At 70.6% G+C, this 21,259-nt stretch carries 17 protein-coding genes; 11 read left to right on the top strand and 6 right to left on the bottom strand.

The genetic code is table 11. From position 1 onward, the window contains the following. Positions 1–8: 8 nt before the first annotated feature. Complete coding sequence (thiC, locus tag ACZ5XZ_RS09515; protein WP_384424282.1) at positions 9–1,796, top strand: phosphomethylpyrimidine synthase ThiC; 1,788 nt, start codon at positions 9–11, stop codon at positions 1,794–1,796. Positions 1,797–1,843: 47 nt separating this feature from the next. On the opposite strand, the gene ACZ5XZ_RS09510 is transcribed toward thiC, so the two are convergent. Continuing rightward, positions 1,844–2,281: an ArsI/CadI family heavy metal resistance metalloenzyme gene (locus tag ACZ5XZ_RS09510; RefSeq protein WP_468975793.1), complete on the bottom strand. Its 438-nt coding sequence runs from the start codon at positions 2,279–2,281 to the stop codon at positions 1,844–1,846. Between the two features lie 79 nt (positions 2,282–2,360). Here ACZ5XZ_RS09510 and ACZ5XZ_RS09505 point away from each other — a divergent pair, with 79 nt between their 5' ends. From ACZ5XZ_RS09505 to ACZ5XZ_RS09495, 3 genes are read left to right on the top strand one after another with little or no spacing between them, the layout of a single operon-like run. Beyond that, the gene (locus tag ACZ5XZ_RS09505) at positions 2,361–2,762 is read left to right on the top strand and encodes an ArsR/SmtB family transcription factor (RefSeq protein ID WP_468975790.1); all 402 of its coding nucleotides are present in this window, start codon (positions 2,361–2,363) and stop codon (positions 2,760–2,762) included. Further along, positions 2,759–3,871: an ACR3 family arsenite efflux transporter gene (arsB, locus tag ACZ5XZ_RS09500; protein ID WP_468975788.1), complete on the top strand. Its 1,113-nt coding sequence runs from the start codon at positions 2,759–2,761 to the stop codon at positions 3,869–3,871. The genes ACZ5XZ_RS09505 and arsB overlap by 4 nt, the downstream gene beginning before the upstream one ends. Continuing rightward, entirely contained in the window at positions 3,864–4,271 is a 408-nt protein-coding gene (locus ACZ5XZ_RS09495) for an arsenate reductase ArsC (RefSeq protein WP_468975785.1), read from the top strand. The genes arsB and ACZ5XZ_RS09495 overlap by 8 nt, the downstream gene beginning before the upstream one ends. A gap of 144 nt (positions 4,272–4,415) precedes the next feature. Here the strand turns inward: ACZ5XZ_RS09495 and ACZ5XZ_RS09490 are convergent, their stop codons facing one another. The 3 genes from ACZ5XZ_RS09490 to ACZ5XZ_RS09480 all read right to left on the bottom strand — a co-directional run bounded on the left by ACZ5XZ_RS09490 (position 4,416) and on the right by ACZ5XZ_RS09480 (position 8,005). Continuing rightward, positions 4,416–5,306 (bottom strand): hypothetical protein, encoded by an 891-nt coding sequence (locus tag ACZ5XZ_RS09490; protein ID WP_468975782.1) that lies wholly within the window; start codon positions 5,304–5,306, stop codon positions 4,416–4,418. Positions 5,307–5,531: 225 nt separating this feature from the next. After that, complete coding sequence (locus tag ACZ5XZ_RS09485) at positions 5,532–6,623, bottom strand: metallophosphoesterase (RefSeq protein WP_468975780.1); 1,092 nt, start codon at positions 6,621–6,623, stop codon at positions 5,532–5,534. 281 nt (positions 6,624–6,904) lie between these two features. Beyond that, the gene (locus tag ACZ5XZ_RS09480) at positions 6,905–8,005 is read right to left on the bottom strand and encodes a LacI family DNA-binding transcriptional regulator (RefSeq protein ID WP_384424289.1); all 1,101 of its coding nucleotides are present in this window, start codon (positions 8,003–8,005) and stop codon (positions 6,905–6,907) included. A 415-nt stretch (positions 8,006–8,420) separates the two neighbouring features. Here ACZ5XZ_RS09480 and hisC point away from each other — a divergent pair, with 415 nt between their 5' ends. Then, positions 8,421–9,500, top strand: a complete 1,080-nt coding sequence (gene hisC / locus ACZ5XZ_RS09475; RefSeq protein WP_468975775.1) for a histidinol-phosphate transaminase — start codon at positions 8,421–8,423, stop codon at positions 9,498–9,500. Positions 9,501–9,547: 47 nt separating this feature from the next. Here hisC and ACZ5XZ_RS09470 read toward each other — a convergent pair whose 3' ends face one another. Beyond that, on the bottom strand, positions 9,548–9,916 hold the full coding sequence (locus ACZ5XZ_RS09470; RefSeq protein ID WP_468975773.1) for a cyclophilin-like fold protein: 369 nt from the start codon (positions 9,914–9,916) through the stop codon (positions 9,548–9,550). A 259-nt stretch (positions 9,917–10,175) separates the two neighbouring features. Between ACZ5XZ_RS09470 and ACZ5XZ_RS09465 the strand changes: the two genes are divergently transcribed. From ACZ5XZ_RS09465 to ACZ5XZ_RS09450, 4 genes are all read left to right on the top strand, one after another. Further along, a complete protein-coding gene (locus ACZ5XZ_RS09465; RefSeq protein WP_468975770.1) occupies positions 10,176–11,684 on the top strand; it encodes a cytochrome ubiquinol oxidase subunit I in 1,509 nt (502 codons plus the stop codon). Positions 11,685–11,693: 9 nt separating this feature from the next. Beyond that, positions 11,694–12,695, top strand: coding sequence for a cytochrome d ubiquinol oxidase subunit II (cydB, locus tag ACZ5XZ_RS09460; protein ID WP_468975767.1), 1,002 nt, complete (start codon positions 11,694–11,696; stop codon positions 12,693–12,695). Positions 12,696–12,733: 38 nt separating this feature from the next. Continuing rightward, on the top strand, positions 12,734–16,318 hold the full coding sequence (gene cydD, locus ACZ5XZ_RS09455) for a thiol reductant ABC exporter subunit CydD (protein ID WP_468975764.1): 3,585 nt from the start codon (positions 12,734–12,736) through the stop codon (positions 16,316–16,318). A 103-nt stretch (positions 16,319–16,421) separates the two neighbouring features. After that, positions 16,422–18,101, top strand: a complete 1,680-nt coding sequence (locus ACZ5XZ_RS09450) for a GAF domain-containing sensor histidine kinase (protein ID WP_468975980.1) — start codon at positions 16,422–16,424, stop codon at positions 18,099–18,101. A 71-nt stretch (positions 18,102–18,172) separates the two neighbouring features. On the opposite strand, the gene ACZ5XZ_RS09445 is transcribed toward ACZ5XZ_RS09450, so the two are convergent. Then, positions 18,173–19,078 (bottom strand): Cof-type HAD-IIB family hydrolase, encoded by a 906-nt coding sequence (locus tag ACZ5XZ_RS09445; RefSeq protein WP_468975761.1) that lies wholly within the window; start codon positions 19,076–19,078, stop codon positions 18,173–18,175. 152 nt (positions 19,079–19,230) lie between these two features. On the opposite strand from ACZ5XZ_RS09445, the gene ACZ5XZ_RS09440 reads away from it, so the two are divergent. Both ACZ5XZ_RS09440 and htpX read left to right on the top strand, forming a co-directional pair. Next, a complete protein-coding gene (locus tag ACZ5XZ_RS09440) occupies positions 19,231–20,127 on the top strand; it encodes an LLM class flavin-dependent oxidoreductase (protein ID WP_468975759.1) in 897 nt (298 codons plus the stop codon). A 217-nt stretch (positions 20,128–20,344) separates the two neighbouring features. After that, positions 20,345–21,244: a zinc metalloprotease HtpX gene (gene htpX / locus ACZ5XZ_RS09435; RefSeq protein WP_468975756.1), complete on the top strand. Its 900-nt coding sequence runs from the start codon at positions 20,345–20,347 to the stop codon at positions 21,242–21,244. The last annotated feature ends 15 nt before the right edge of the window (positions 21,245–21,259 follow it).

Below are 21,259 nucleotides of genomic sequence, written 5' to 3'. Positions count from 1 at the left end.
TGGGTCTCATGACTCTGCAGGATGCACGCACGCCCAAAAACGAAAACGGTGCCGGCAGCGAGCCGCAGATCGGCTGGCACAAGGGCTATGTCTCCGGATCGCGCCCGGATCTTCGGGTCCCGGTCCGGCGGGTGCACCTCACCAACGGCAAGCACGTGACGCTCTACGACACGTCCGGGCCGTACACCGACCCCAACATCGAAACCGATGTCCGTCGTGGCCTCGCGCCGCTGCGGGAGAACTGGATCATCGCTCGCGGCGACACCGAGGAGTATGCGGGCCGCCCCATGCGGCCGGAGGACGACGGCCTCAAGCACACCTCACCGCGCGGTGGCCTCAAGAACCTGGACGCGGTCTTCCCCGGCCGTCCGCGCCAGCCCCGCCGTGGCCGCAACGGCGCCGCCGTCACCCAGCTCGCATACGCCCGGCGCGGCGAGATCACCGCGGAGATGGAGTACGTCGCCCTCCGCGAGAACGTCACGCCCGAGTTCGTACGGGACGAGATCGCGGCCGGCCGCGCCGTGCTGCCGTCCAACGTCAACCACCCGGAGATCGAGCCGATGATCATCGGCAAGAACTTCCTGGTGAAGGTGAACGCCAACATCGGTAACTCGGCGGTCACCTCCTCCATCGAGGAGGAGGTGGAGAAGATGACCTGGGCGACCCGCTGGGGCGCCGACACGGTCATGGATCTGTCCACCGGACGCAACATCCACACCACCCGCGAGTGGGTGCTGCGCAACTCCCCCGTCCCGATCGGCACCGTCCCCCTGTACCAGGCGCTGGAGAAGGTCGACGGCAAGGCCGAGGAGCTGACCTGGGAGATCTACAAGGACACCGTCATCGAACAGGCCGAGCAGGGCGTCGACTACATGACGGTGCACGCCGGTGTGCTGCTCCGCTACGTCCCGCTCACGGCCCGCCGCAAAACCGGCATCGTCTCCCGAGGCGGCTCGATCATGGCCGCCTGGTGCCTCGCGCACCATCAGGAGTCGTTCCTGTACACGCACTTCGAGGAGCTCTGCGAGATCCTCGCCTCGTACGACGTCACCTACTCGCTCGGTGACGGACTGCGCCCCGGCTCCATCGCGGACGCCAACGACGAGGCGCAGTTCGCCGAGCTGCGGACACTCGGCGAGCTGAACACCATCGCCAAGCGGCACGGCGTGCAGACCATGATCGAGGGCCCGGGCCATGTCCCGATGCACAAGATCAAGGAGAACATCGACCTCCAGCAGGAAATCTGCGAAGAGGCACCGTTCTACACGCTCGGTCCGCTGACCACCGACATCGCGCCCGCCTACGACCACATCACCTCCGGCATCGGCGCGGCGATGATCGCCTGGTGGGGCACCGCGATGCTCTGCTACGTCACGCCCAAGGAGCACCTGGGCCTGCCCGACCGCGACGACGTCAAGACCGGCGTCATCACGTACAAGATCGCGGCCCATGCGGCGGACCTGGCCAAGGGCCACCCGGGAGCCCAGGAATGGGATGACGCGCTCTCCGACGCCCGCTTCGAGTTCCGCTGGGAGGACCAGTTCAACCTGGCCCTCGACCCGGACACGGCACGCGCGTTCCACGACGCGACGCTGCCCGCGGAGCCGGCGAAGACGGCCCACTTCTGCTCGATGTGCGGCCCGAAGTTCTGCTCGATGAAGATCAGCCGAAGCATCACCGAGCAGTTCGGCGGCGACGCGGACGCGACGCCGGAGGAGATCGAGGCGGGAATGCTGGAGAAGTCCAAGGAGTTCGCGGCCGCGGGCAACCGTGTGTACCTGCCGCTGGCGGACTGACTTCCGCGCCTGAGAGTAACGGCGGAGGCCCAGATGGGGCCCCGCCGTTACGGTGCGCTGGCTGGGCTCCGGGTGTCGGCCGGCCGCGGACGAGGCCCTTCCGTGAACGGATTCTGATCGGCGTCGGCCTTGACGACGTAGACCTCCCAGGGCTCCTTGCCGGGCCCGTGGACCCAGACCTTGTCCTGGAGGGCGTAGCAGCAGGAGGTGTCGTTCTCTGTGAACGTCGCCAGTCCGGCTTCCGTGAGGCGGTCGGTGGCTGCGGTGACCTGCTCGGTGGAGGTGACTTCGATGCCGAGGTGGTCCAGGCGGGTCTCCTGGTCGGCTTCGCCCTCGATCAGGACGAGCTTGAGCGGCGGTTCGGCGATGGCGAAGTTGGCGTATCCCGGGCGGCGCTTGGCCGGCTCGACGCCGAAGAGCTTGGCGTAGAACGCCACCGAAGCGTCGAGGTCGGAAACGCTGAGGGCGAGCTGAACGCGGGACATCACGGCCTCCTCGGCACGTTGTATTGACGTCTTTCGATTCAAGCTTGCGCCGTGGATCGAAGTTCGTCAACATAGACATATGTCGAATCAAGAGCTTGAGGTGCTCGGTCAGGTCCAGGAGTGCTGCCCGGGGCTGCTGACCGCGCCGTTGGACGAGGAGCAGGCCGGCGAGCTGGCGAAGGTCTTCAAGGCCCTCGGGGATCCGGTGCGGCTGCGACTGCTGTCGATGATCGCCTCCCGGGCCGGCGGCGAGGTGTGCGTGTGTGATCTGACGCCGGCCTTCGAGCTGTCCCAGCCGACGATCTCCCACCACCTCAAGCTCTTGAAGCAGGCCGGGCTGATCGACTCCGAACGCCGCGGGACGTGGGTGTACTACCGGCTGCTTCCCGAGATGACCGACCGGTTGGCCGGCATCCTCACCCGCCCCGTCGGCCGGCCCCTCTCCCCGCCCGCCGAGGCGCCCGCGGAGGCCGCCTCGTGACCACGCGGAACAGCGCTGCGGGGCCGGTCGCGGCCCGACTGTCGTTCCTTGACCGCTTCCTGGCCGTATGGATCCTGCTGGCCATGGCCGCCGGCCTGGTCCTGGGCCGCGCGGTGCCGGGCCTGGGGGACGCGCTGGCACAAGTGACCGTCACCGGCGTCTCCCTGCCGATCGCGCTGGGCCTGCTGGTGATGATGTATCCGGTGCTGGCCAAGGTCCGCTATGACCGTCTGGACAGTGTCACCCGGGACCGCCGCCTGCTGATCCCCTCCCTGGTGATCAACTGGATCGCCGGCCCCGCCGTGATGTTCGCGCTCGCCTGGCTCTGCCTGCCCGACCTGCCGGAGTACCGGACCGGGTTGATCATCGTGGGGCTGGCCCGGTGCATCGCCATGGTCATCATCTGGAACGACCTGGCCTGCGGCGACCGCGAAGCCGCCGCCGTCCTGGTGGCCCTGAACTCCGTCTTCCAGGTCCTCGCGTTCGGCCTGCTGGGGTGGTTCTACCTCTCCGTCCTGCCCGGCTGGCTCGGCCTGCAACAGACCGGACTGAACGTCGGCGTGTGGGAGATCGCCCGGAGCGTGCTGATCTTCCTCGGCGTCCCCCTGGCCGCAGGGTTCCTCACCCGCCGCTTGGGCGAGAAGACCAAGGGCCGCACCTGGTACGAGACGAAGCTGATCCCCCGCATCGGCCCCTTCGCGCTCTACGGGCTGCTGTTCACCATCGTCGTGCTCTTCGCCCTCCAGGGGGACGCGATCGTCTCCCGCCCGCTGGACGTCGCACGCATCGCACTGCCGCTGCTGGTGTACTTCGCGCTCATGTGGGCCGGTTCCATGGCACTGGGCAAGGCCGTCGGCCTGAACTATCCGAGGGCGACGACGCTGGCGTTCACGGCGGCCGGCAACAACTTCGAACTGGCCATCGCCGTCGCCATCGCGACCTTCGGCGCCACGTCCGGCCAGGCCCTGGCCGGCGTCGTCGGCCCTCTCATCGAGGTGCCGGTACTGATCGGCCTGGTCTACGTCGCCCTGGCCGCCCGCCGCCTCTTCCCTGACACCCCCGCCCCGGCCGCCGTGCCGGCCGGTCTCCAGGAGCATGTCCATGACTGACTCCCGCAAGCCATCGGTGCTGTTCGTGTGCGTCCACAACGCCGGACGCTCGCAGATGGCCGCTGCCTTCCTCGCCGACCTCGCCCAGGGCAAGGTGGAGGTCCGCTCGGCCGGTTCCGCCCCCGCCGACACCGTCAACCCGGCCGTCGTCCAGGCGATGGCCGAGATCGGTATCGATCTCTCGGCCGAGACGCCAAAGGTGCTGACTGCCGAGATGGTGCAGGCATCCGACGTGGTGATCACCATGGGCTGCGGCGACGCCTGCCCGGTCTTCCCCGGCAAGAGGTATCTCGACTGGACGTTGGCGGACCCGGCAGGCCGGGGTGTGGCAGCCGTCCGGCCGATCCGCGACGAGATCCGGGCCCGCATCCGGGAGTTGCTGACCGACCTCACTGACTGAGCGACGCCGACGGACCTCGGGCTCACCGGCGGAACGAGCCTCCCGAAGCCCCAGCGACGGCGGACGTGGCCGGTGTCAGGCGTCGCAGGCCCACGGAGACCGGCGAGACACGCCCTACCTAGGGCCTGACCCATCGGACACGCCCTAGTCCGGCGTGTGATCCGGCCTCCCGTAATCCGGGCTGGTGAAGTCCGGGCTGGAGTAGCGGGGGCGGGAGCCCGACGAGCCGCTGTCGGGGCTGGTGAATTCGGGGCGGGTGTAGCCGAGGGTGGGTATGCGGCTCTCGGGGGCCGTGGTGCGGCGCGGGACGTAGCGGACCGGGTCGTCGTCGGGGGCGGCCGCCGGATCGGCCAGCGCTTCACGGAGAAAGGGCAGCAGACCGCGCTCCAGGAGGGCGCACCGCCAGGCCTCGCGGGCGTCGTCCAGCGCCTCGCCCAGCTCGTCGGCTCTGGTGGACCGGGCGGACGGGCCGTTGCGCAGCGCCGTGACGAGCAGGCCGCCCATCGCGACGAGGGACCCGGCGGCGGCCAGCGCGGCGAAGATCCAGCCGACGCTGATCAGCGGCTCCGCAAGGGACTTGTCGGGGCTGATGGTGCGCAGGACGTAGCCGATGAGGAGGAAGAGGACCGCGGCGATGCCCGCGAGGACCGGGGCGAGGACGGTGATCATCGCGGCCAGCCCGGCACCGGTGGTTTCGGCCTCGCCCATGGCCGCGGCGGTGGCCAGTCCCAGCCCCCCGTCGGCGGCCTCGCCCAGCTCCTCGCCGCTCACGCCGGCGCCGGACGATGCGGGCGCCGGCGCGCGCAACTCGGCGCGGAGCTGCACAAAGCGCTGGTATTCGGCCGTTGCGCAGGCGGCGATGGCGGTGGTCGCGCTGAGCGCCATCGTGCGCAACTGCTCGGTGCTCAGGTGCTTTCCCGCGGCGGCGGTGGGGTCGTCCGGGCGGTATTCGGCGGTACGCAGCGCCTCATCGAGGAGCCGCGTGAATTCCGCGCGATCCTCGTTCAGCAGGTGCGGAGCGCTGTTCATGTGCATCCCCCGATGCTCCGTAGGGCCGTACGGCCGGCGTTGGCCGGGCAGTGGGCGGAAACGGAGGAGAGCCTGCTACGGATAGCCCGATGGTAGAGCGACTCCGGCATGGGGTGACAGAGAGTTTGCGGAAATTGAGTAATGCCACGACCGGATTCCGTCTGTGCCGCCCCCCGATTCCGACCCGGCCGACCAGCCGCCAGGCTTGCCGTACACCTGCCCCCGGAACGCTCAGCCAGTCAGCGGAAGTTGAACGACCAGCAGCTTTCCGGCCATCGTGATGCCGCCGTCCATGGCGATCGCCAGACCGTCGGCGTAGACATGCGGACCGTCGACGGCGATGCCGTCGCCCTCGCTGTCCTCCGTGCCGACCTCGCCCAGCAGATACGGGATCGGGCTGTGGCCGTGGACGACGCGGTCGCCGCCGTAGGCGTCCAGCAGCTCGCGTACGGCCTGCGAGCCGGACTCGTCGCGGAAGGCGAAGCGCTTGGTGAACTTGCGGAACAGGTCCCAGACTTCGTCGGCGTCGCTGCGGGTGAGCACGTCGTGGACGTTGTCGTTGACGGCCTCGATGGAGTCGCCGTAGTCGAGGTAGGCGGTGGTGTCGGAGTGCACGAGCAGATGCCCGTCCTCCTCCATCACGGCGTCCAGCCGGGCCATCCACTGGAGGTGGTGGTCCTGCAGCCGGTCCATATCGGTCTTCTGACCGCCGTTCAGGAGCCAGGCCGCCTGGAAGGAGGCGGTGCCGGCACCGGACTGCACGGGGGTGTCGCCGAACCGCTTGGCGCCCAGCAGCAGGAGCTCGTGGTTGCCCATCAGGGCCTTGCAGTAGCCGCCGGCCGCCGCGGCCTGGGCGGACAGCTGCATGACCAGGTCGATCACGCCGATGCCGTCCGGGCCGCGGTCGGTGAAGTCGCCGAGGAACCAGAGCCGGGCGTTGCCGGCCGCCCAGTTGCCGTCGGCGTCGATCAGGCCCTCGGCGGCCAGCGCCTCGCGCAGCTCGTCGTAGTAGCCGTGCACATCGCCGACGACGTACAGCGGGCCCATGCCCTCGGGCGCGTCGGTGTCCTCGGCCGTCTCGGGCGCCGGGACGACGGCCGGGCGGTCGATGAGGGTGTCGGTGCGGCCCGGGGTGATGACCGGCAGGTCGCGCGCGGTCGGGGTGTACTCCTCGGGCAGCTCGACCGGCTGGGCCGCGGGCGGCGCCACGGGGGGCGCGGCCGGGGGGCCGGCGGGCAGATGGAGCGGCGGACCGGCAGGCGGGACGGGCGACCCGGCGGACATTCCGGGCAACGGAGCGGACTCCGGAGTGCGTCCCCCCATGGTCCACACCATGGGTCCCTGACTGGCCCCCTGAGTCATCGACCCCTCCACCGTTGCGCCGCCGTGCACCTCTCGGACCTTTGCCTGGTCGACGGCGGTCCGCGGTGTCGTCCGCCCATCATAGGAATGCCGATCGCGGGTTGTGACGCACCCGGGGGTGGTCAATCCGGCGGAGCCCGCCGTTCACGGCTGATTTCTCCCGTGATCGACCAGTTTTTTCCTGGCCGACGAGGCGCCCGGTATTGGCCGGAACGCCCGCTCGTCCGTATATGGCAGCACGCTCACTCGCCTGCGGGTTTCCGTGGCGGGCTGACCGTCGTCCTGGGGGACCGTCGCTGGGACGAGGTCCGCACGATCAGATCGGTCGGTATCACCTGTTCGATGGGCCGCCCGTTGTCGAGTCCTTCGATGGCGTCGATGAGGATCTGGACGACGGCGGTGCCGATGCGGCGCGGCTTGAGGGACAGGGTGGTGATGGGCGGCTCGGTGGTGGCGTAGACGGTGGACTCGCTGCAGCAGACCAGCAGCAGGTCCTCCGGAACCCGCAGGCCGTAGCGCCGGGCGGCGGCGAGCAGGTCGGTGCCGTTGGGGTCGAAGAGCCCGTAGACGGCGTCCGGCCGGTCCGGGCGGGCCAGCAGCCGGTCGGCGGCGACGGCTCCCGCGCACGGGTCGTGCGCCGGGTAGGACTCGTAGACCGGGTCCTGGCCTACCCGCTCGCACCAGCTCAGATAGGCGGTCGTCGACAGCCGGGTGTAGGTGTCGGTGGTGGTGCCCGTGAGCAGGCCGATGCGGCGGGCGCCGGCGTCGGCGAGGTGGTCGAGCAGGCCGAGCACGGCGGCTTCGTGATCGTTGTCGACCCAGCCGGTGACCGGCAGGGTGCCGCCGGGGCGGCCGTCGGAGACGACGGGGATGCCGTGCCGGACGAGCTCGGTGACGACGGGGTCCCCGTCGGCGGGGTCGATGACGACGGTGCCGTCCAGGGCGACGTTCGACCACACGTCGTGGCGGGAGGTCGCGGGGAGGATGACCAGCGCGTAGCCGCGGGCCAGGGCCGCGGAGGTGGCGGCTCTGGCCATTTCCGCGAAGTACGCGAATTCGGTGAAGGTGAAAGGTTCATCCCCGTACGTGGTCACGGTCAGGCCGAGGAGCCCTGACTTGCCGGTACGGAGCGTGCGGGCGGCTGCGGACGGGCGGTAGCCCAGCCGGTCGGCCACCTCGCGGACGTGGCTACGGGTGGCATCCGGAAGCCGGCCCTTGCCGTTGAGCGCGTCGGAGACGGTCGTGATCGACACACCGGCTGCGGCGGCCACGTCCCGGATGCCCGCCCGCCCCAGCCGGCGACCGGTCGACCGGCTCACCTGGTGCTTCCCTGCTGCTGTCATGGCGAGCCGATAGTAGGGCTCGATAGGGCCAATCGCGGGGCTCGAACGAAGACGGTGAAAAGGCACGTTTCTGCATGGTGATGAAGAGTCAACTCCCTATCAAATAAAGGGCGTTGAGGTAATCGTCGATCATTTGGGGGGTGATCTGACGTCCTTGCCTGGCGATCGGTTCAGGTCTCGAAGCGGTCTCAAGTCACCTTGACGAGGGATGCGCGCCACGGCGCGAGCCACCGGCGCGCGCTGGTTCGGGGAGCGCGCCCCGGAGGCTGTGCGCGGGGTTGCGTCGAGCGGCCGGGCGGGGGCGGACGCGGTGCGTGCGGCGATCCGGGGCCCGGCCGGGGCTGACGCCGAGCGGGCCAATCCTCATAAGGTGTGCAGTATTGAAGAGGAGCGGGACGGTCGAGGAGGACCTGCGGTGAGCGAGAAGACCCCGAAGCTGCGCGCTGCGCTGGGCGGTATCCCCACCTACAAGCCGGGCCGGCCGGCGTCGACCGGTGGCCCGGTGGCGTACAAGCTGTCCTCCAACGAGAACCCCTATCCGCCGCTGCCGGGCGTCCTGGAGCAGGCGGTGACCGCCGCCGGTTCCTTCAACCGTTACCCGGACATGGCCTGCACGGGCCTGATGGCGGAGCTGTCCGAGCGGTTCTCGGTGCCGGTGGAGCATCTGGCGACCGGGACCGGATCGGTGGGCGTGGCCCAGCAGCTGGTCCAGTCGACGGCCGGGCCCGGCGATGAAGTGATCTACGCCTGGCGGTCGTTCGAGGCGTACCCGATCGTCACCCAGATCTCCGGCGCCACTCCGGTGCAGATCCCGCTGACCTCCGGCGAGGTGCACGATCTGGACGCAATGCTCGCGGCGATCACCGACCGGACCCGGCTGATCTTCGTCTGCAACCCCAACAACCCCACGGGCACCGTCGTGCGCCGTGCGGAGCTGGAGTCCTTCCTGGACCAGGTGCCGGGCGATGTGCTGGTGGTGCTGGACGAGGCGTACCGCGAGTTCATCCGTGACGCAGAGGTGCCCGACGGCATCGACCTCTACCGCGACCGCCCCAACGTCTGTGTGCTGCGCACCTTCTCCAAGGCGTACGGCCTGGCGGGCCTGCGGGTCGGCTTCGCGGTGGCGCACGAGCCGGTGGCCGCCGCGCTGCGCAAGACGGCGGTGCCGTTCGGGGTGAGCCAGCTCGCGCAGGAGGCTGCGGTGGCGTCGCTGCGCAGCGAGCAGGCCCTGATGGAGCGGGTCGACGCGCTGGTGGCCGATCGCTCACGGGTGGTCGACGGTCTGCTCGGGCAGGGCTGGACGGTCCCCGAGACGCAGGCCAACTTCGTCTGGCTGCGGCTGGGGGACCGTACGACCGACTTCGCGGCGGCCTGCGAGCGGGCCGGTGTGGTCGTGCGCCCGTTCCCCGGCGAGGGCGTGCGGGTCACGATCGGCGAGAAGCCGGCGATGGACCTGTTCCTGCAGGCCGCGGAGGAGTTTCGCAAGGCGCTGTAAGCCGTCGTAAGGCTTTGCGGGAGGCCGTGGGTCGTTGACCTGCGGCCTCAGGCTTTTTGGACGTGGAGGGGGTCGCCGCTGCGGACGGTGGCCAGTGCGCGGGGGTCGCCGTCGATGCGGCCCAGCACATTGCAGGGGGAGGCGAGGCGCGGCTTGTCCCCCTCGGATATCGGCGTGGGGCCGTAGGGCAGCGCGAGGGCGTTGCCCGGGGGCCAGAAGGCGACCGTGCCGGGTTCGACGACCTGGCGGGCGTCGGCCTCCAGCGCGGGTGTGAGTCCGGTGTCGAAGTAGACCTCTTCGCCCCAGGTGTGGGCGGTGGAGTCGACCGGCAGTGCGGCGATGAGTGCCGCGGCGGTCGGGGTGTCGTCGAGGGTGGCGGTCAATTGCCCTGCGGGCCATGTGATGCGGATCTTCATGGCGATGAATTCAACAATATGTTGAAGCCCTGGGGAAGAGGGTGCGCGGGCGCGCTCGGCGGGTTCGGCAGACGCGTTCATACGCCATGGAATCGAGCGTGACCGCGGTCACGCACCCCCCTGGGTGTAGCGATTCGGCCATAGGAGATAATGCTTGTGAATGTGAACGCGTTCACAAGCCCGTCCCGGTATGTACCGCTTTATGTGACGCAAAAGGGACATTGCCCCTTGGGTAATGGCGACGTAAGGAGAGTAAGGCGTGGAACTGGCGTTGGCGCCAGAGACACTGGCGCGATGGCAATTCGGCATCACGACCGTCTACCACTACCTGTTCGTCCCCCTGACGATCTCCCTCGCCGCTCTGGTGGCCGGACTTGAGACCGCATGGGTGCGAACGGGCAAGGAGAAGTACCTCAAGGCCACCAAGTTCTGGGGCAAGCTGTTTCTGATCAATATCGCGATGGGTGTCGTCACCGGCATCGTCCAGGAGTTCCAGTTCGGTATGAACTGGTCCGACTACTCGCGGTTCGTCGGCGACGTCTTCGGTGCCCCGCTGGCCTTCGAGGCGCTCATCGCGTTCTTCTTCGAGTCCACCTTCATCGGACTGTGGATCTTCGGCTGGGACAAGCTGCCCAAGAAGATCCACTGCTTCTGCATGTGGATGGTCTCGATCGGCACGATCCTCTCGGCGTACTTCATCCTCGCCGCGAACTCCTGGATGCAGCACCCGGTCGGCTACAAGTACAACGCCACCAACGGGCGCGCCGAACTCACCGACTTCTGGAAGGTGCTGACCCAGGACACCACCCTGGTCGTGGTCTTCCACACGCTGACCGCGGCCTTCCTGACCGGCGCCGCGTTCATGGTCGGCATCTCCGCGTTCCACCTGATGCGCAAGAAGCACATCAAGGTCATGCGGACATCGCTGCGGCTCGGGCTGATCACCCTGGTCATATCCGGCATCCTCACCGCGGTGAGCGGCGACGAGCTGGGCAAGGTGATGTACAAGCAGCAGCCCATGAAGATGGCCGCCGCAGAGGCGCTGTGGGAAACGGAGAAGCCTGCGCCGTTCTCGGTCTTCGCCTACGGCGACGTCGACAGGGGCCACAACAAGGTCGCCATCGAGGTGCCCGGCCTGCTCTCCTTCCTCGCGCACAACGACTTCTCCTCGCCGGTCCCGGGCATCAACGACGTCAACAGGGCCGAGCAGCAGAAGTTCGGGCCCGGCGACTACCGGCCCAACATCCCGGTCGCCTACTGGGGCTTCCGCTGGATGATCGGCTTCGGAATGTCGTCGTTCGCCCTCGGGCTCGCCGGGCTCTGGCTCACCCGTAAGAAGTTCTGGCTGGCGCCGGGGCTGCGCACGGGGGACGAGGAGCCACCCCGGCTCGCGCTCACCAAGAACAAGGAGCTCGGTACCCGGCTGAGCAAGGCGTACTGGTCGCTGGCCTTCGTCACCCTCGGCTTCCCGCTCCTCGCGAATTCGTGGGGCTGGATCTTCACCGAGATGGGCCGCCAGCCCTGGGTCGTCTACGGCGTGCTGCGCACCTCGGACGCGGTCTCCCCGGGCGTCTCGCAGGGCGAGGTGCTCACCTCCATGATCGTCTTCACCACGCTCTACGCGATCCTCGCCGTGGTCGAGGTAAAGCTGCTGGTGAAGTACGTCAAGGCCGGACCCCAGGAGCTCACCGACTCCGACCTCAACCCGCCCACCAAGATCGGCGGCGACAGCACCGACGCCGACCGGCCGATGGCCTTCTCGTACTAGGAGGCGACTGTGCAACTCCACGACGTCTGGTTCGTCCTTATCGCCTTCCTGTGGACCGGGTACTTCTTCCTCGAAGGGTTCGACTTCGGGATCGGCGTCCTGACCAAGCTCCTCGCCCGCGACCGCCGCGAGAAGCGCGTACTGATCAACACCATCGGGCCGGTCTGGGACGGCAACGAGGTCTGGCTGCTCTCCGCGGCCGGTGCGACCTTCGCCGCCTTCCCCGAGTGGTACGCCACCCTGTTCTCCGGCTTCTACCTCCCGCTGCTGGCCATCCTCGTCTGCCTGATCGTGCGCGGGGTCGCCTTCGAGTACCGCGCCAAGCGGAACGAGGAGCGCTGGCAGCGCAACTGGGAGCAGGCGATCTTCTGGACCTCGCTGCTGCCCGCGGTGCTGTGGGGTGTCGCGTTCGGCAACATCGTGCGCGGTGTGAAGATCGATGCGCACAAGGAGTACGTCGGAAGCCTTCTCGACCTGCTCAACCCGTATGCGCTCCTCGGCGGCCTGGTCACGCTGACGCTGTTCACCTTCCACGGCGCGGTCTTCGCCTCGCTCAAGACGGTCGGTGACATCCGGGAGCGAGCGCGCAGGACCGCGACCGTCCTCGGACTGATCGCCGCCGTGCTCGCGGTCGGCTTCCTGAGCTGGACCCAGGCCGACAAGGGCGATGGCAGCAGCCTGATCGCGATGATCGTCGCGGTGGTCGCCCTGGTCGCGGCGCTCGGGGCCAACAAGCTCGGGCGCGAGGGCTGGGCCTTCGCCTTCTCCGGCGTCACCATCGCGGCGGCGGTCGCGATGCTGTTCCTGACGCTCTTCCCGAACGTCATGCCGTCGACGCTGAACGAGAGCTGGAGTCTCACGGTCAGCAATGCCTCGTCCAGTCCCTACACCCTGAAGATCATGACCTGGTGTGCGGTGATCGCCGCGCCCCTCGTGATGCTCTACCAGGGGTGGACGTACTGGGTGTTCCGCAAGCGAATCGGCACCCAGCACATCGCCGATGCCCACTAGCTGAGCGGCCGCTGCTCGGGCGGCCTCGGCAGGATGGAATGTTTCACGTGAAACCCGTCGACCCGCGTCTGCTTCGATACGCCCGCGCCACCCGCGGCTTCCTTGTCGCGGTGGTGGTACTCGGGCTTGCCGGAGCGGGCCTGGTCGTCGGCCAGGCGATGCTGATCGCCGAGATCGTGGTCGGCGCCTTCCAGCACGACCTCGATCTCGGCGGCCTGACCACACCACTGGCGCTGCTCGCCGCGGTCTCCGTCGGACGCGGCCTGATCTCCTGGCTCACCGAGCTGGCCGCGCACCGCGCCAGCGCGGCGGTGAAGTCCGAGCTGCGGATGCGGCTGGTCGAGCGGGCGGCGCAGCTCGGGCCCGACGCGTCCGCCACGTCCCGTGCCGGCGCCACCGAGCTGCGCACCGGCGAGCTCACCACCCTCGCCACCCGCGGTATCGACGCCCTGGACGACTACTTCTCGCGCTATCTGCCGCAGCTGGGATTGGCGGTCGTCGTTCCCGTCGCGGTGCTCGCCCGGATCGTCACCGGCGACTGGGTCTCGGCACTGACGATCGTCCTCACCCTCCCGTTGATCCCGCTGTTCATGATCTTGATCGGCTGGGCCACCCAAGCCCGGATGGACCGCCAGTGGCGGCTGCTCGCCCGGCTCTCCGGGCACTTCCTCGACGTCGTCGAGGGCCTGCCCACCCTCAAGGTCTTCGGCCGGGCCAAGGCCCAGGCCGCCGCCATCCGCACCATCACCAGCGAGTACCGCCGCGCGACCCTGCGCACCCTGCGGATCGCCTTTCTCTCCTCCTTCGCGCTGGAGCTGCTCGCCACGATCTCGGTCGCGCTGGTCGCGGTCGGTATCGGGATGCGGCTGGTGCACGGCGAGCTCGACCTCTACACCGGGCTGATGGTGCTGGTGCTGGCGCCCGAGGCGTATCTGCCGCTGCGGCAGGTGGGCGCGCAGTACCACGCCGCGGCCGAGGGGCTCGCGGCCGCCGAGGAGATCTTCGAGGTGCTTCAGACGCCGCTGCCGGTGCCCGGCACCGCGCCCGCCCCTCGGGGCACCGCCCTCGCCGTCGAGGAGCTGGTGGTCCGCCACCCCGGGCGGGCCGCCGACTCCCTTCCCGCGACCTCGTTCGAGGTCCGCACGGGCGAGACCGTCGCGCTGGTCGGCCCCTCCGGCGCCGGCAAGACCACGCTGCTGAGCGTGCTGCTCGGCTTCACCGAGCCGTCCGAGGGCCGGGCCCTGGTCGACGGCCAGGACATCGCCTCCCTCGCCCCCGACAGCTGGCGGCGGCGGATCGCCTGGGTTCCGCAGCACCCGCATCTGTTCGCCGGCTCGATCGCCGAGAACGTACGGCTGGCGCGGCCGGACGCGGACGACGCCGCGGTACGCACCGCGCTCGCCGACGCCGGGGCGCTGGACTTCGTCGACGCGCTGCCAGACGGCACAGCGACCCGGCTCGGAGAGTCCGGCGCCGGACTCTCCGCCGGTCAGCGCCAGCGCCTCGCGCTCGCCCGGGCCTTCCTCGCCGACCGCCCGATCCTGCTCCTGGACGAGCCCACTGCGAACCTGGACGGCGAGACGGAGGAGGCGATCGTCGCCGCGGTCCGCCGGCTCGCGGTCGGCCGTACGGTGCTGCTCGTGGTCCACCGGCCCGCGCTGCTGGCGGTGGCGGACCGGGTCGTGCGGTTGCCCGATCCGGCAGCCGCCGCGGAGCCGGGACCGGTGACGGGCGCGGTCACGGCCCGCGACCGGGGCTCGGACTCCGCCGCGGCCCCGGGCGGGACCGCCGATCCCGCGTACGCGGGCGAGGCCGGGGCGGACGCCGCCCACGGTGGCGCGCTCACCCGTCTGCGCCGGATGGCGCGTGCCCGCCGGGCGCGGTTCGGGCTGGCGCTGCTGCTGGGCAGCCTCGCACTGGGCAGCGCGGTGGGCCTGATGGCGACCTCCGGGTGGCTGATCTCGCGGGCCGCGCAGCAGCCGCCGGTGCTGTATCTGATGGTGGCGGTGACCGCGACCAGGGCGTTCGGCATCGGGCGCGCGGTCTTCCGGTACGCCGAGCGGCTGGTCGCCCATGACGCGGTGTTCCGGATGCTCGCCGACGTACGCGTCGCCGTTTTTCAGCGGCTGGAGCGACTGGCGCCGGCCGGGCTCAAGGAGCGCACCCGCGGCGATCTGCTGTCGCGACTGGTCGCCGATGTCGACGCGGTGCAGGACTACTTCCTGCGGTGGCTGCTGCCCGTCGGGGCGGCGATGGTGGTCGGCGCGGGCGCCGTCGGCTTCACCGGCTGGCTGCTGCCGGAGGCGGGGGCGGTCCTCGCCGTCGGGCTGCTGCTCGCGGGTGCGGGGGTGCCGCTGCTCTCGGGCGCGCTGGCCCGGCGGGCGGAGCGCCAGCTGGCGCCGGCTCGCGGCCGGCTCGCCACCCGGGTCGTCGAGGTGCTCACCGGGACCGCCGAGTTGACGGTGGCCGGCGCGCTCAGGGCCCGTACGGAATCGGTGCGGCGCGCGGACCGTGAGCTGACCCGGATCGCCTCCCGCTCGGCCGCCGTGGCCGGGGCCGGTGCCGGGCTGTCGGCGCTGCTGTGCGGGCTGACGGTCGCCGCCGCCGCGGTCGTCGGCGTCCAGGCCGTGCACGCGGGCCGACTGGACGGGGTGGCGCTGGCGGTTGTCGTGCTCACCCCACTCGCCGCGTTCGAGGCGGTGACCGGGCTGCCGCTGGCGGTGCAGTACCGGCAGCGCACCCGGCACGCCGCGGAGCGGGTCTTCGAGGTGCTGGACGCCCCTGCGCCGGTGCACGAGCCGATCGCGCCCGCGGCGGCTCCCGAGACGCCGTTCCCGCTGGTCGTACGGGATCTGACCGCGCGCCACGGCGGCTCGGCCCGGCCGGCGCTGGACGGGGTCGGCCTCACCCTGACGGCCGGCCGCCGGGTCGCCGTCGTCGGTCCGTCCGGTTCCGGCAAGACCACGCTGGCGCAGGTGCTGCTGCGCTTCCTGGACCCCGAGTCGGGGGCGTACACATTGGGCGGGACGGACGCCCGGACGCTGGACGGCGACGCGGTACGGCGGCTGGTGGGGCTGTGCGCGCAGGACGCGCACCTCTTCGACAGCTCGCTGCGGGAGAACCTCAGGCTCGCCCGCCGGGACCGCCGCGCGGACCCGGGCGATGCCGATGACCAGGATCTTTGGGACGCCCTGGGCCGGGCGCGGCTCGCCGACTGGGTGCGCGGGCTGCCCGACGGCCTGGACACCATGGTCGGGGAGCACGGCGCCCGGCTGTCCGGTGGCCAGCGGCAGCGGCTGGCCCTGGCCCGTGCGCTGCTCGCGGACTTCCCGGTGCTGGTTCTGGACGAGCCCGCCGAGCATCTGGATCTGGCCACCGCCGATGCGCTGACCGCCGATCTGCTGGCCGCGACCGAGGGCCGTACGACGGTGCTGATCACCCACCGGCTCACCGGGCTCGACGCCGTCGACGAGGTGCTGGTGTTGGATCACGGACACGTCGTGCAGTGCGGGGGATACGCGGAGCTGGCGGCGGCCGACGGCCCGTTCCGGCGGATGCTGGAGCGCGAGCGGGCGGTGGATGCGGCCCTGCCGATGGCCGGCTCCGTAGAAATGGCTCCTTAAATGTCCCCTTATTAGGCTCTTGAGCATGGCAGCCACGGCAGGATCCGCACCCCCGGACCCCCTGGGCGCCGGACACGGTGACGCGAGCCCGGCTCCCGATCCCATGGACGCCGCCACCGAGGCCACCCGCAGCCTGCAGGGGCTGTCGTCCGAGCTGACCGCCCGGGTGCCGCAGCTGCTGGAGGCGATGCGCACCGTCGGCGCGGGTCTCGACCTGCACATCACCCTCGACCGGATCGTGGAGACCGCCGCCGAGCTCGCCGATGCCCGCTACGCCGCCATCGGCATCATCGACGACGCCCGCGAGGGGCTGTCGGACTTCGTGACGTACGGCGTGACCGCGCAGGAGCACAAGCGGATCGGTGCGCTGCCCGACGGGCACAAGGGCCTGCTCGGGGCCCTCATCCACGACCCCAAGCCGCTGCGACTCGCCGACCTCACCCAGGACTCCCGCTCGGCCGGATTCCCGCCGGGCCATCCGCCGATGCGGACGTTCCTGGGGGTGCCGGTCCGCGTCCAGGGCGAGATCTTCGGCAATCTCTATCTGACGGAGAAGCGCGGCGGCGGGGAGTTCAGCCAGGAGGACCTGCACATGGTGCGGGTGCTCGCCACCGAGGCCGGTATCGCGATCGGCAACGCCCGGCTGCACGCGGCCACCCGGCAGCGGGAGCGGTGGATCGACGGTTCGGTGGCGGTGACCACCGAACTTCTCGCCGGCAGCGACGTCGACGATGCGCTGGCGGTGGTCGCCGAGCAGGCGCGGAAGCTGGCGGACTCGGCGGCCGGCATCGTGCTGCTGCCCGACGACGAGGGTGGTCTGGAGATCGTCGCGGTCTCGGCGGACGAACCCGCCGGGATCATGGGGACACAGATTCCCCCCGACAGCCCGGTGGCCGAACAACTCCTCGCCGGGGAACCGGTGTTCGTGGACGACTCGGCCACCGACCCGCGCATGGTGACGGCCATCGCACCCCGCTTCGGGCCGAGCATGATGCTGCCGCTCAAGAGCGGCGGCCGGGTGCTCGGCACGCTGGCCACCCCGCGGTCCCGTGGCGCCCGCCCGTTCACCGGCGCCGAGCGGACGCTGGCCACCCAGTTCGCCGCGCAGGCCGCGCTGGCGCTGGTGCTGGCCGACGCCCAGCGCGACCGTGAGCGCCTCGCGGTCTATCAGGACCGCGACCGGATCGCCCGTGACCTGCACGATCTCGTCATCCAGCGGCTGTTCGCGACGGGCATGATGTTGGAGGGCGCCCAGCGCAGATCCGTCGTCCCCGAGGTGGTGCAGGGCGTCGGCAAGGCCGTCGACGAGCTGGACGTCACCATCCAGGAGATCAGGACCGCGATCTTCGCCCTCCAACAGGGCCCGGCTGAGGCGCCGTCCGGGCTGCGCACCCGCGTGCTGCGGGAGATCGGCACCGCCGCCGTACCGCTCGGCTTCCAGCCGTCGGCCAGTTTCGTCGGCGCGGTCGACTCGCGGGTCGGTGAGCTGACCGGCAAGAACCTGATCGCCGCGCTGCGTGAGGCGCTGTCGAACGCCTTCCGGCACGCTCAGGCCTCCCGGATCGAGGTCGTCGTCGACGCGACGATCAGACTGCCGGACGGCGCCGAGGGGGTTCGTCTGACCGTCGCCGACGACGGCATCGGCATTTCGGACGGCGGCCGCCGCAGCGGCCTGAAGAACCTCGCCAAGCGCGCGGAATCGCTGGGTGGCTCCAGCACGTACGGGCCAGGGCTCGGCACGGACGGAACGGGGACGATGGTGACGTGGGAGGCGCCGCTGTGAGGGCGCACCTCGTCGCGGCGGACGTTGCACGCGCGGGATGTTTCACGTGAAACCGTCCGGCCCGTGCTCGGTCAGGGCCGGTGTCCGCGTTCCAGGATCTCCTCGATGACGATCGCGACGCCGTCGTCGTTGTTGGACGCCGTACGGTGCGTGGTGGCCGCCAGTACCTCCGGGTGGGCGTTGGCCATGGCGTACGAGGTGCCGGCCCAGGTCAGCATCTCCATGTCGTTCGGCATGTCCCCGAAGGCGACGACCTCGTCCGGCGTGATGCCGCGCTCCGCGCAGCAGTGGGCGAGGGTGCCGGCCTTGCTGACGCCCGAGCCGCTGATCTCCAGCAGGGCGGTCGGGCTGGAGCGCGTGAAGGACGCGAGATCGCCCGCGGCCTTACGGGCCAGCGCCAGGAAGGCGTCGGGCTCCAGCTCGGGGTGGTGCGCGAGCAGCTTGATGACGGGCTGGTCGGGGAAGTCGGGGGCGGCGCCGTCAGTGCCGCCCAGCGGCGCCACGAAGTCCTCGGCCAGCAGCTTCTCCGCCGGCGCGACGAACGCGGTGGGATCCAGCAGGAGCGGCGGATACTGCGGCTCGTAGTGGATGCCGCTGGTGCGCTCGACCGCGAACGAGGTGCCTGGCGCGGCGCTGCGCAGCGCGTCCACGACCTGGAGCGCGGCCGTGCGTTCCAGGGGGTTGACCTCGACGATGCGGCCGCCGCGGTGCAGATCGACCACGGCGGCGCCGTTCGCGCAGATCGCCAGGCCGTGACCGTGCACATGGTCGCTGACCGGGCCCATCCAGCGGGCCGGGCGGCCGGTGACGAAGAACACCTCGATACCGGCCCGCTCGGCGGCGGCGAGCGCGGCGATCGTCCGGTCGGAGACCGTCTTGTCGTCATGCAGCAGCGTGCCGTCGAGGTCGGTGGCGATCAGCCGGGGCGCAACGGCTGGTCCGGGCGCCCTGGGCGGCGTGGCGGGGGCATCAGTCACGGCCCCATCTTCCCGTACCCCTGCGCACAGGCGTGCGGTGGGTTGCGCGGATGAGCCCGGAACGTCCGGGTCGAGGGGTGCGAACGGGGGTGGTACGGGTGGGGAAGAAGGCGGATCGCTGCGAGCGTGCGGGCCGCCGTACGCTCGGGGGCATGCGACTGAGCACCGTGATACTTCCCGTCCGCCGTTGGTCCGAAGGCGGGCGGGAGGAGTGGCAGCGCGCCGAGGAGCTGGGCTTCCACGCCGCCTACACCTACGACCACCTCTCATGGCGGACCTTCCGCGACCAGACCTGGTTCGGTGCCCTGCCGACGCTGACCGCCGCCGCGGCGGCGACCTCGCGGATGCGGCTGGGCACCCTCGTCACCTCGCCGAACTTCCGGCACCCGGTCACCCTCGCCAAGGAGCTGATCTCGCTCGACGACATCAGCGACGGCCGGATCACGCTGGGCGTCGGAGCCGGCGGCAACGGCTTCGACGCCACCGCGCTCGGCCAGGAGGCCTGGTCGCCGCGGGAACGGGCGGACCGCTTCGCCGAGTTCGTGCTGCTTCTGGACCGCCTGCTGACCGAGGACGCGGTCTCCTACGAGGGCACGCACTACTCCGCGGACGAGGCGCGCAACATCCCCGGCTGTGTGCAGCGGCCCCGGCTGCCGTTCGCGGTGGCGGCCACCGGGCCGCGCGGGCTCAAGCTGGCCGCCCGGTACGGCCAGGCCTGGGTGACGACCGGCGACCCCAAGGTCTCCAACGGGGGCGGTACGTCGGACGAGTCGCTCCAGGCGGTCCGAGGGCAGGTCGAACGGCTTGCCAAGGCCTGCGCCGAGGGGGGCAGGGACGCCGGTGAGCTGCAGAAGATCATGCTGACCGGATTCACCCCGGACCGTCCGCTGGACTCCGTGGACGCCTTCGTGGACTTCGCGGGCCGGCATGCCGAGCTGGGCTTCGACGAGCTGGTGATCCACTGGCCGATCGCCGACTCGATCTTCGCGGCCGACACCGCGGTCTTCGAGCGGATCGCCACGGAGGGCCTGGCGCAGCTGCGCGAGTAGGCCGTCCCGGGCCGGGCGCCAGGTAGGCGGCCGCGCTCGTCGGAGCCCTCCGGGTGGCCCGACGCGCCCGACCGCCTCTGGCCTCGGCTTTACCCCCTATATAGCCATCAAGAGGGAGAATCGGGACGACGGCGCAGTGCGGCGGGCACGGTGCAGTGTGGGGCTGCGCACCGGCGGGTCGGCGCACTGCGCGAAGCGCGGCGTTTGTGGAGGAGCCATGGCACGGACCCGATTCGCCCCGGACCGCGGACTCACCTCGCGCATGGTCACGACGATGTTCTTCATCGGACTGCTGTACGTCGTGGTCGTCAGCGCGCTGGTCGTGCTGCTCAAGGGCGCCTGGGTGGTGGTCCTGCTGCTCGCGGGCGGCCTGTTCGTCGCGCAGTTCTGGTTCAGCGACCGGATCGCGGCGTTCAGCATGGGTGCGCGCGAGGTCACGCCGGAGCAGGCGCCCGAACTGCACGGCGCGGTCGACCGGCTGTGTGCGCTGGCCGATATGCCCAAGCCGCGCGTCGCGATCGCCGAGTCGGATGTGCCGAACGCGTTCGCGACGGGCCGTAATCAGAAGAACTCCATGGTCTGTGCCACGACGGGGCTGTTGCGGCGGCTGGAGCCGGAGGAGTTGGAGGGGGTGCTGGCGCACGAGCTCTCCCATGTCGCCCACCGCGATGTCGCGGTGATGACCATCGCGTCGTTCCTCGGCGTACTGGCGGGCATCATCACCCGGGCCGCCCTGTGGAGCGGCGTCGGCCGCAACAACCGCGACCAGAACGCGGCCATCGCCGTGCTCATCGTCACCGCCGTCAGCGCGGCCGTCTACGCGATCAGCTTCCTGCTGACCCGGCTGCTGTCCCGCTACCGCGAGCTGTCCGCCGACCGGGCCGCCGCGCTGCTCACCGGCCGGCCGTCGGCGCTGGCCGCCGCGCTCACGAAGGTCACCGGCCAGATCGCGCGGATCCCGACCGAAGACCTGCGCAAGGCCCAGCCGTTCAACGCGTTCTACTTCGCCCCGGCGTTCAACAAGGAGAGCTTCAGCCGGCTGCTGTCCTCGCACCCGACGCTGGAGGCGCGGCTGGAGCAGCTGGGACGCATCGCGGCGCAACTGGGTCGGCCGTGACGGGCCGGAAGCGAA

This window comes from Streptomyces sp. NPDC033270 (assembly GCF_055576575.1).
This window is presented reverse-complemented; position numbering and strand designations above follow the sequence as displayed.

Coding starts and splice junctions, on each gene's coding strand:
- ACZ5XZ_RS09495 (WP_468975785.1), top strand. CDS start 3,864: ATGACTGACTCCCGCAAGCCATCGGTGCTGTTCGTGTGCGTCCACAAC.
- ACZ5XZ_RS09480 (WP_384424289.1), bottom strand. CDS start 8,005: ATGACAGCAGCAGGGAAGCACCAGGTGAGCCGGTCGACCGGTCGCCGG.
- ACZ5XZ_RS09505 (WP_468975790.1), top strand. CDS start 2,361: ATGTCGAATCAAGAGCTTGAGGTGCTCGGTCAGGTCCAGGAGTGCTGC.
- cydD (WP_468975764.1), top strand. CDS start 12,734: ATGTTTCACGTGAAACCCGTCGACCCGCGTCTGCTTCGATACGCCCGC.
- ACZ5XZ_RS09510 (WP_468975793.1), bottom strand. CDS start 2,281: ATGTCCCGCGTTCAGCTCGCCCTCAGCGTTTCCGACCTCGACGCTTCG.
- ACZ5XZ_RS09470 (WP_468975773.1), bottom strand. CDS start 9,916: ATGAAGATCCGCATCACATGGCCCGCAGGGCAATTGACCGCCACCCTC.
- thiC (WP_384424282.1), top strand. CDS start 9: ATGACTCTGCAGGATGCACGCACGCCCAAAAACGAAAACGGTGCCGGC.
- ACZ5XZ_RS09490 (WP_468975782.1), bottom strand. CDS start 5,306: ATGCACATGAACAGCGCTCCGCACCTGCTGAACGAGGATCGCGCGGAA.
- ACZ5XZ_RS09450 (WP_468975980.1), top strand. CDS start 16,422: ATGGACGCCGCCACCGAGGCCACCCGCAGCCTGCAGGGGCTGTCGTCC.
- ACZ5XZ_RS09440 (WP_468975759.1), top strand. CDS start 19,231: ATGCGACTGAGCACCGTGATACTTCCCGTCCGCCGTTGGTCCGAAGGC.
- htpX (WP_468975756.1), top strand. CDS start 20,345: ATGGCACGGACCCGATTCGCCCCGGACCGCGGACTCACCTCGCGCATG.
- ACZ5XZ_RS09485 (WP_468975780.1), bottom strand. CDS start 6,623: ATGGGGGGACGCACTCCGGAGTCCGCTCCGTTGCCCGGAATGTCCGCC.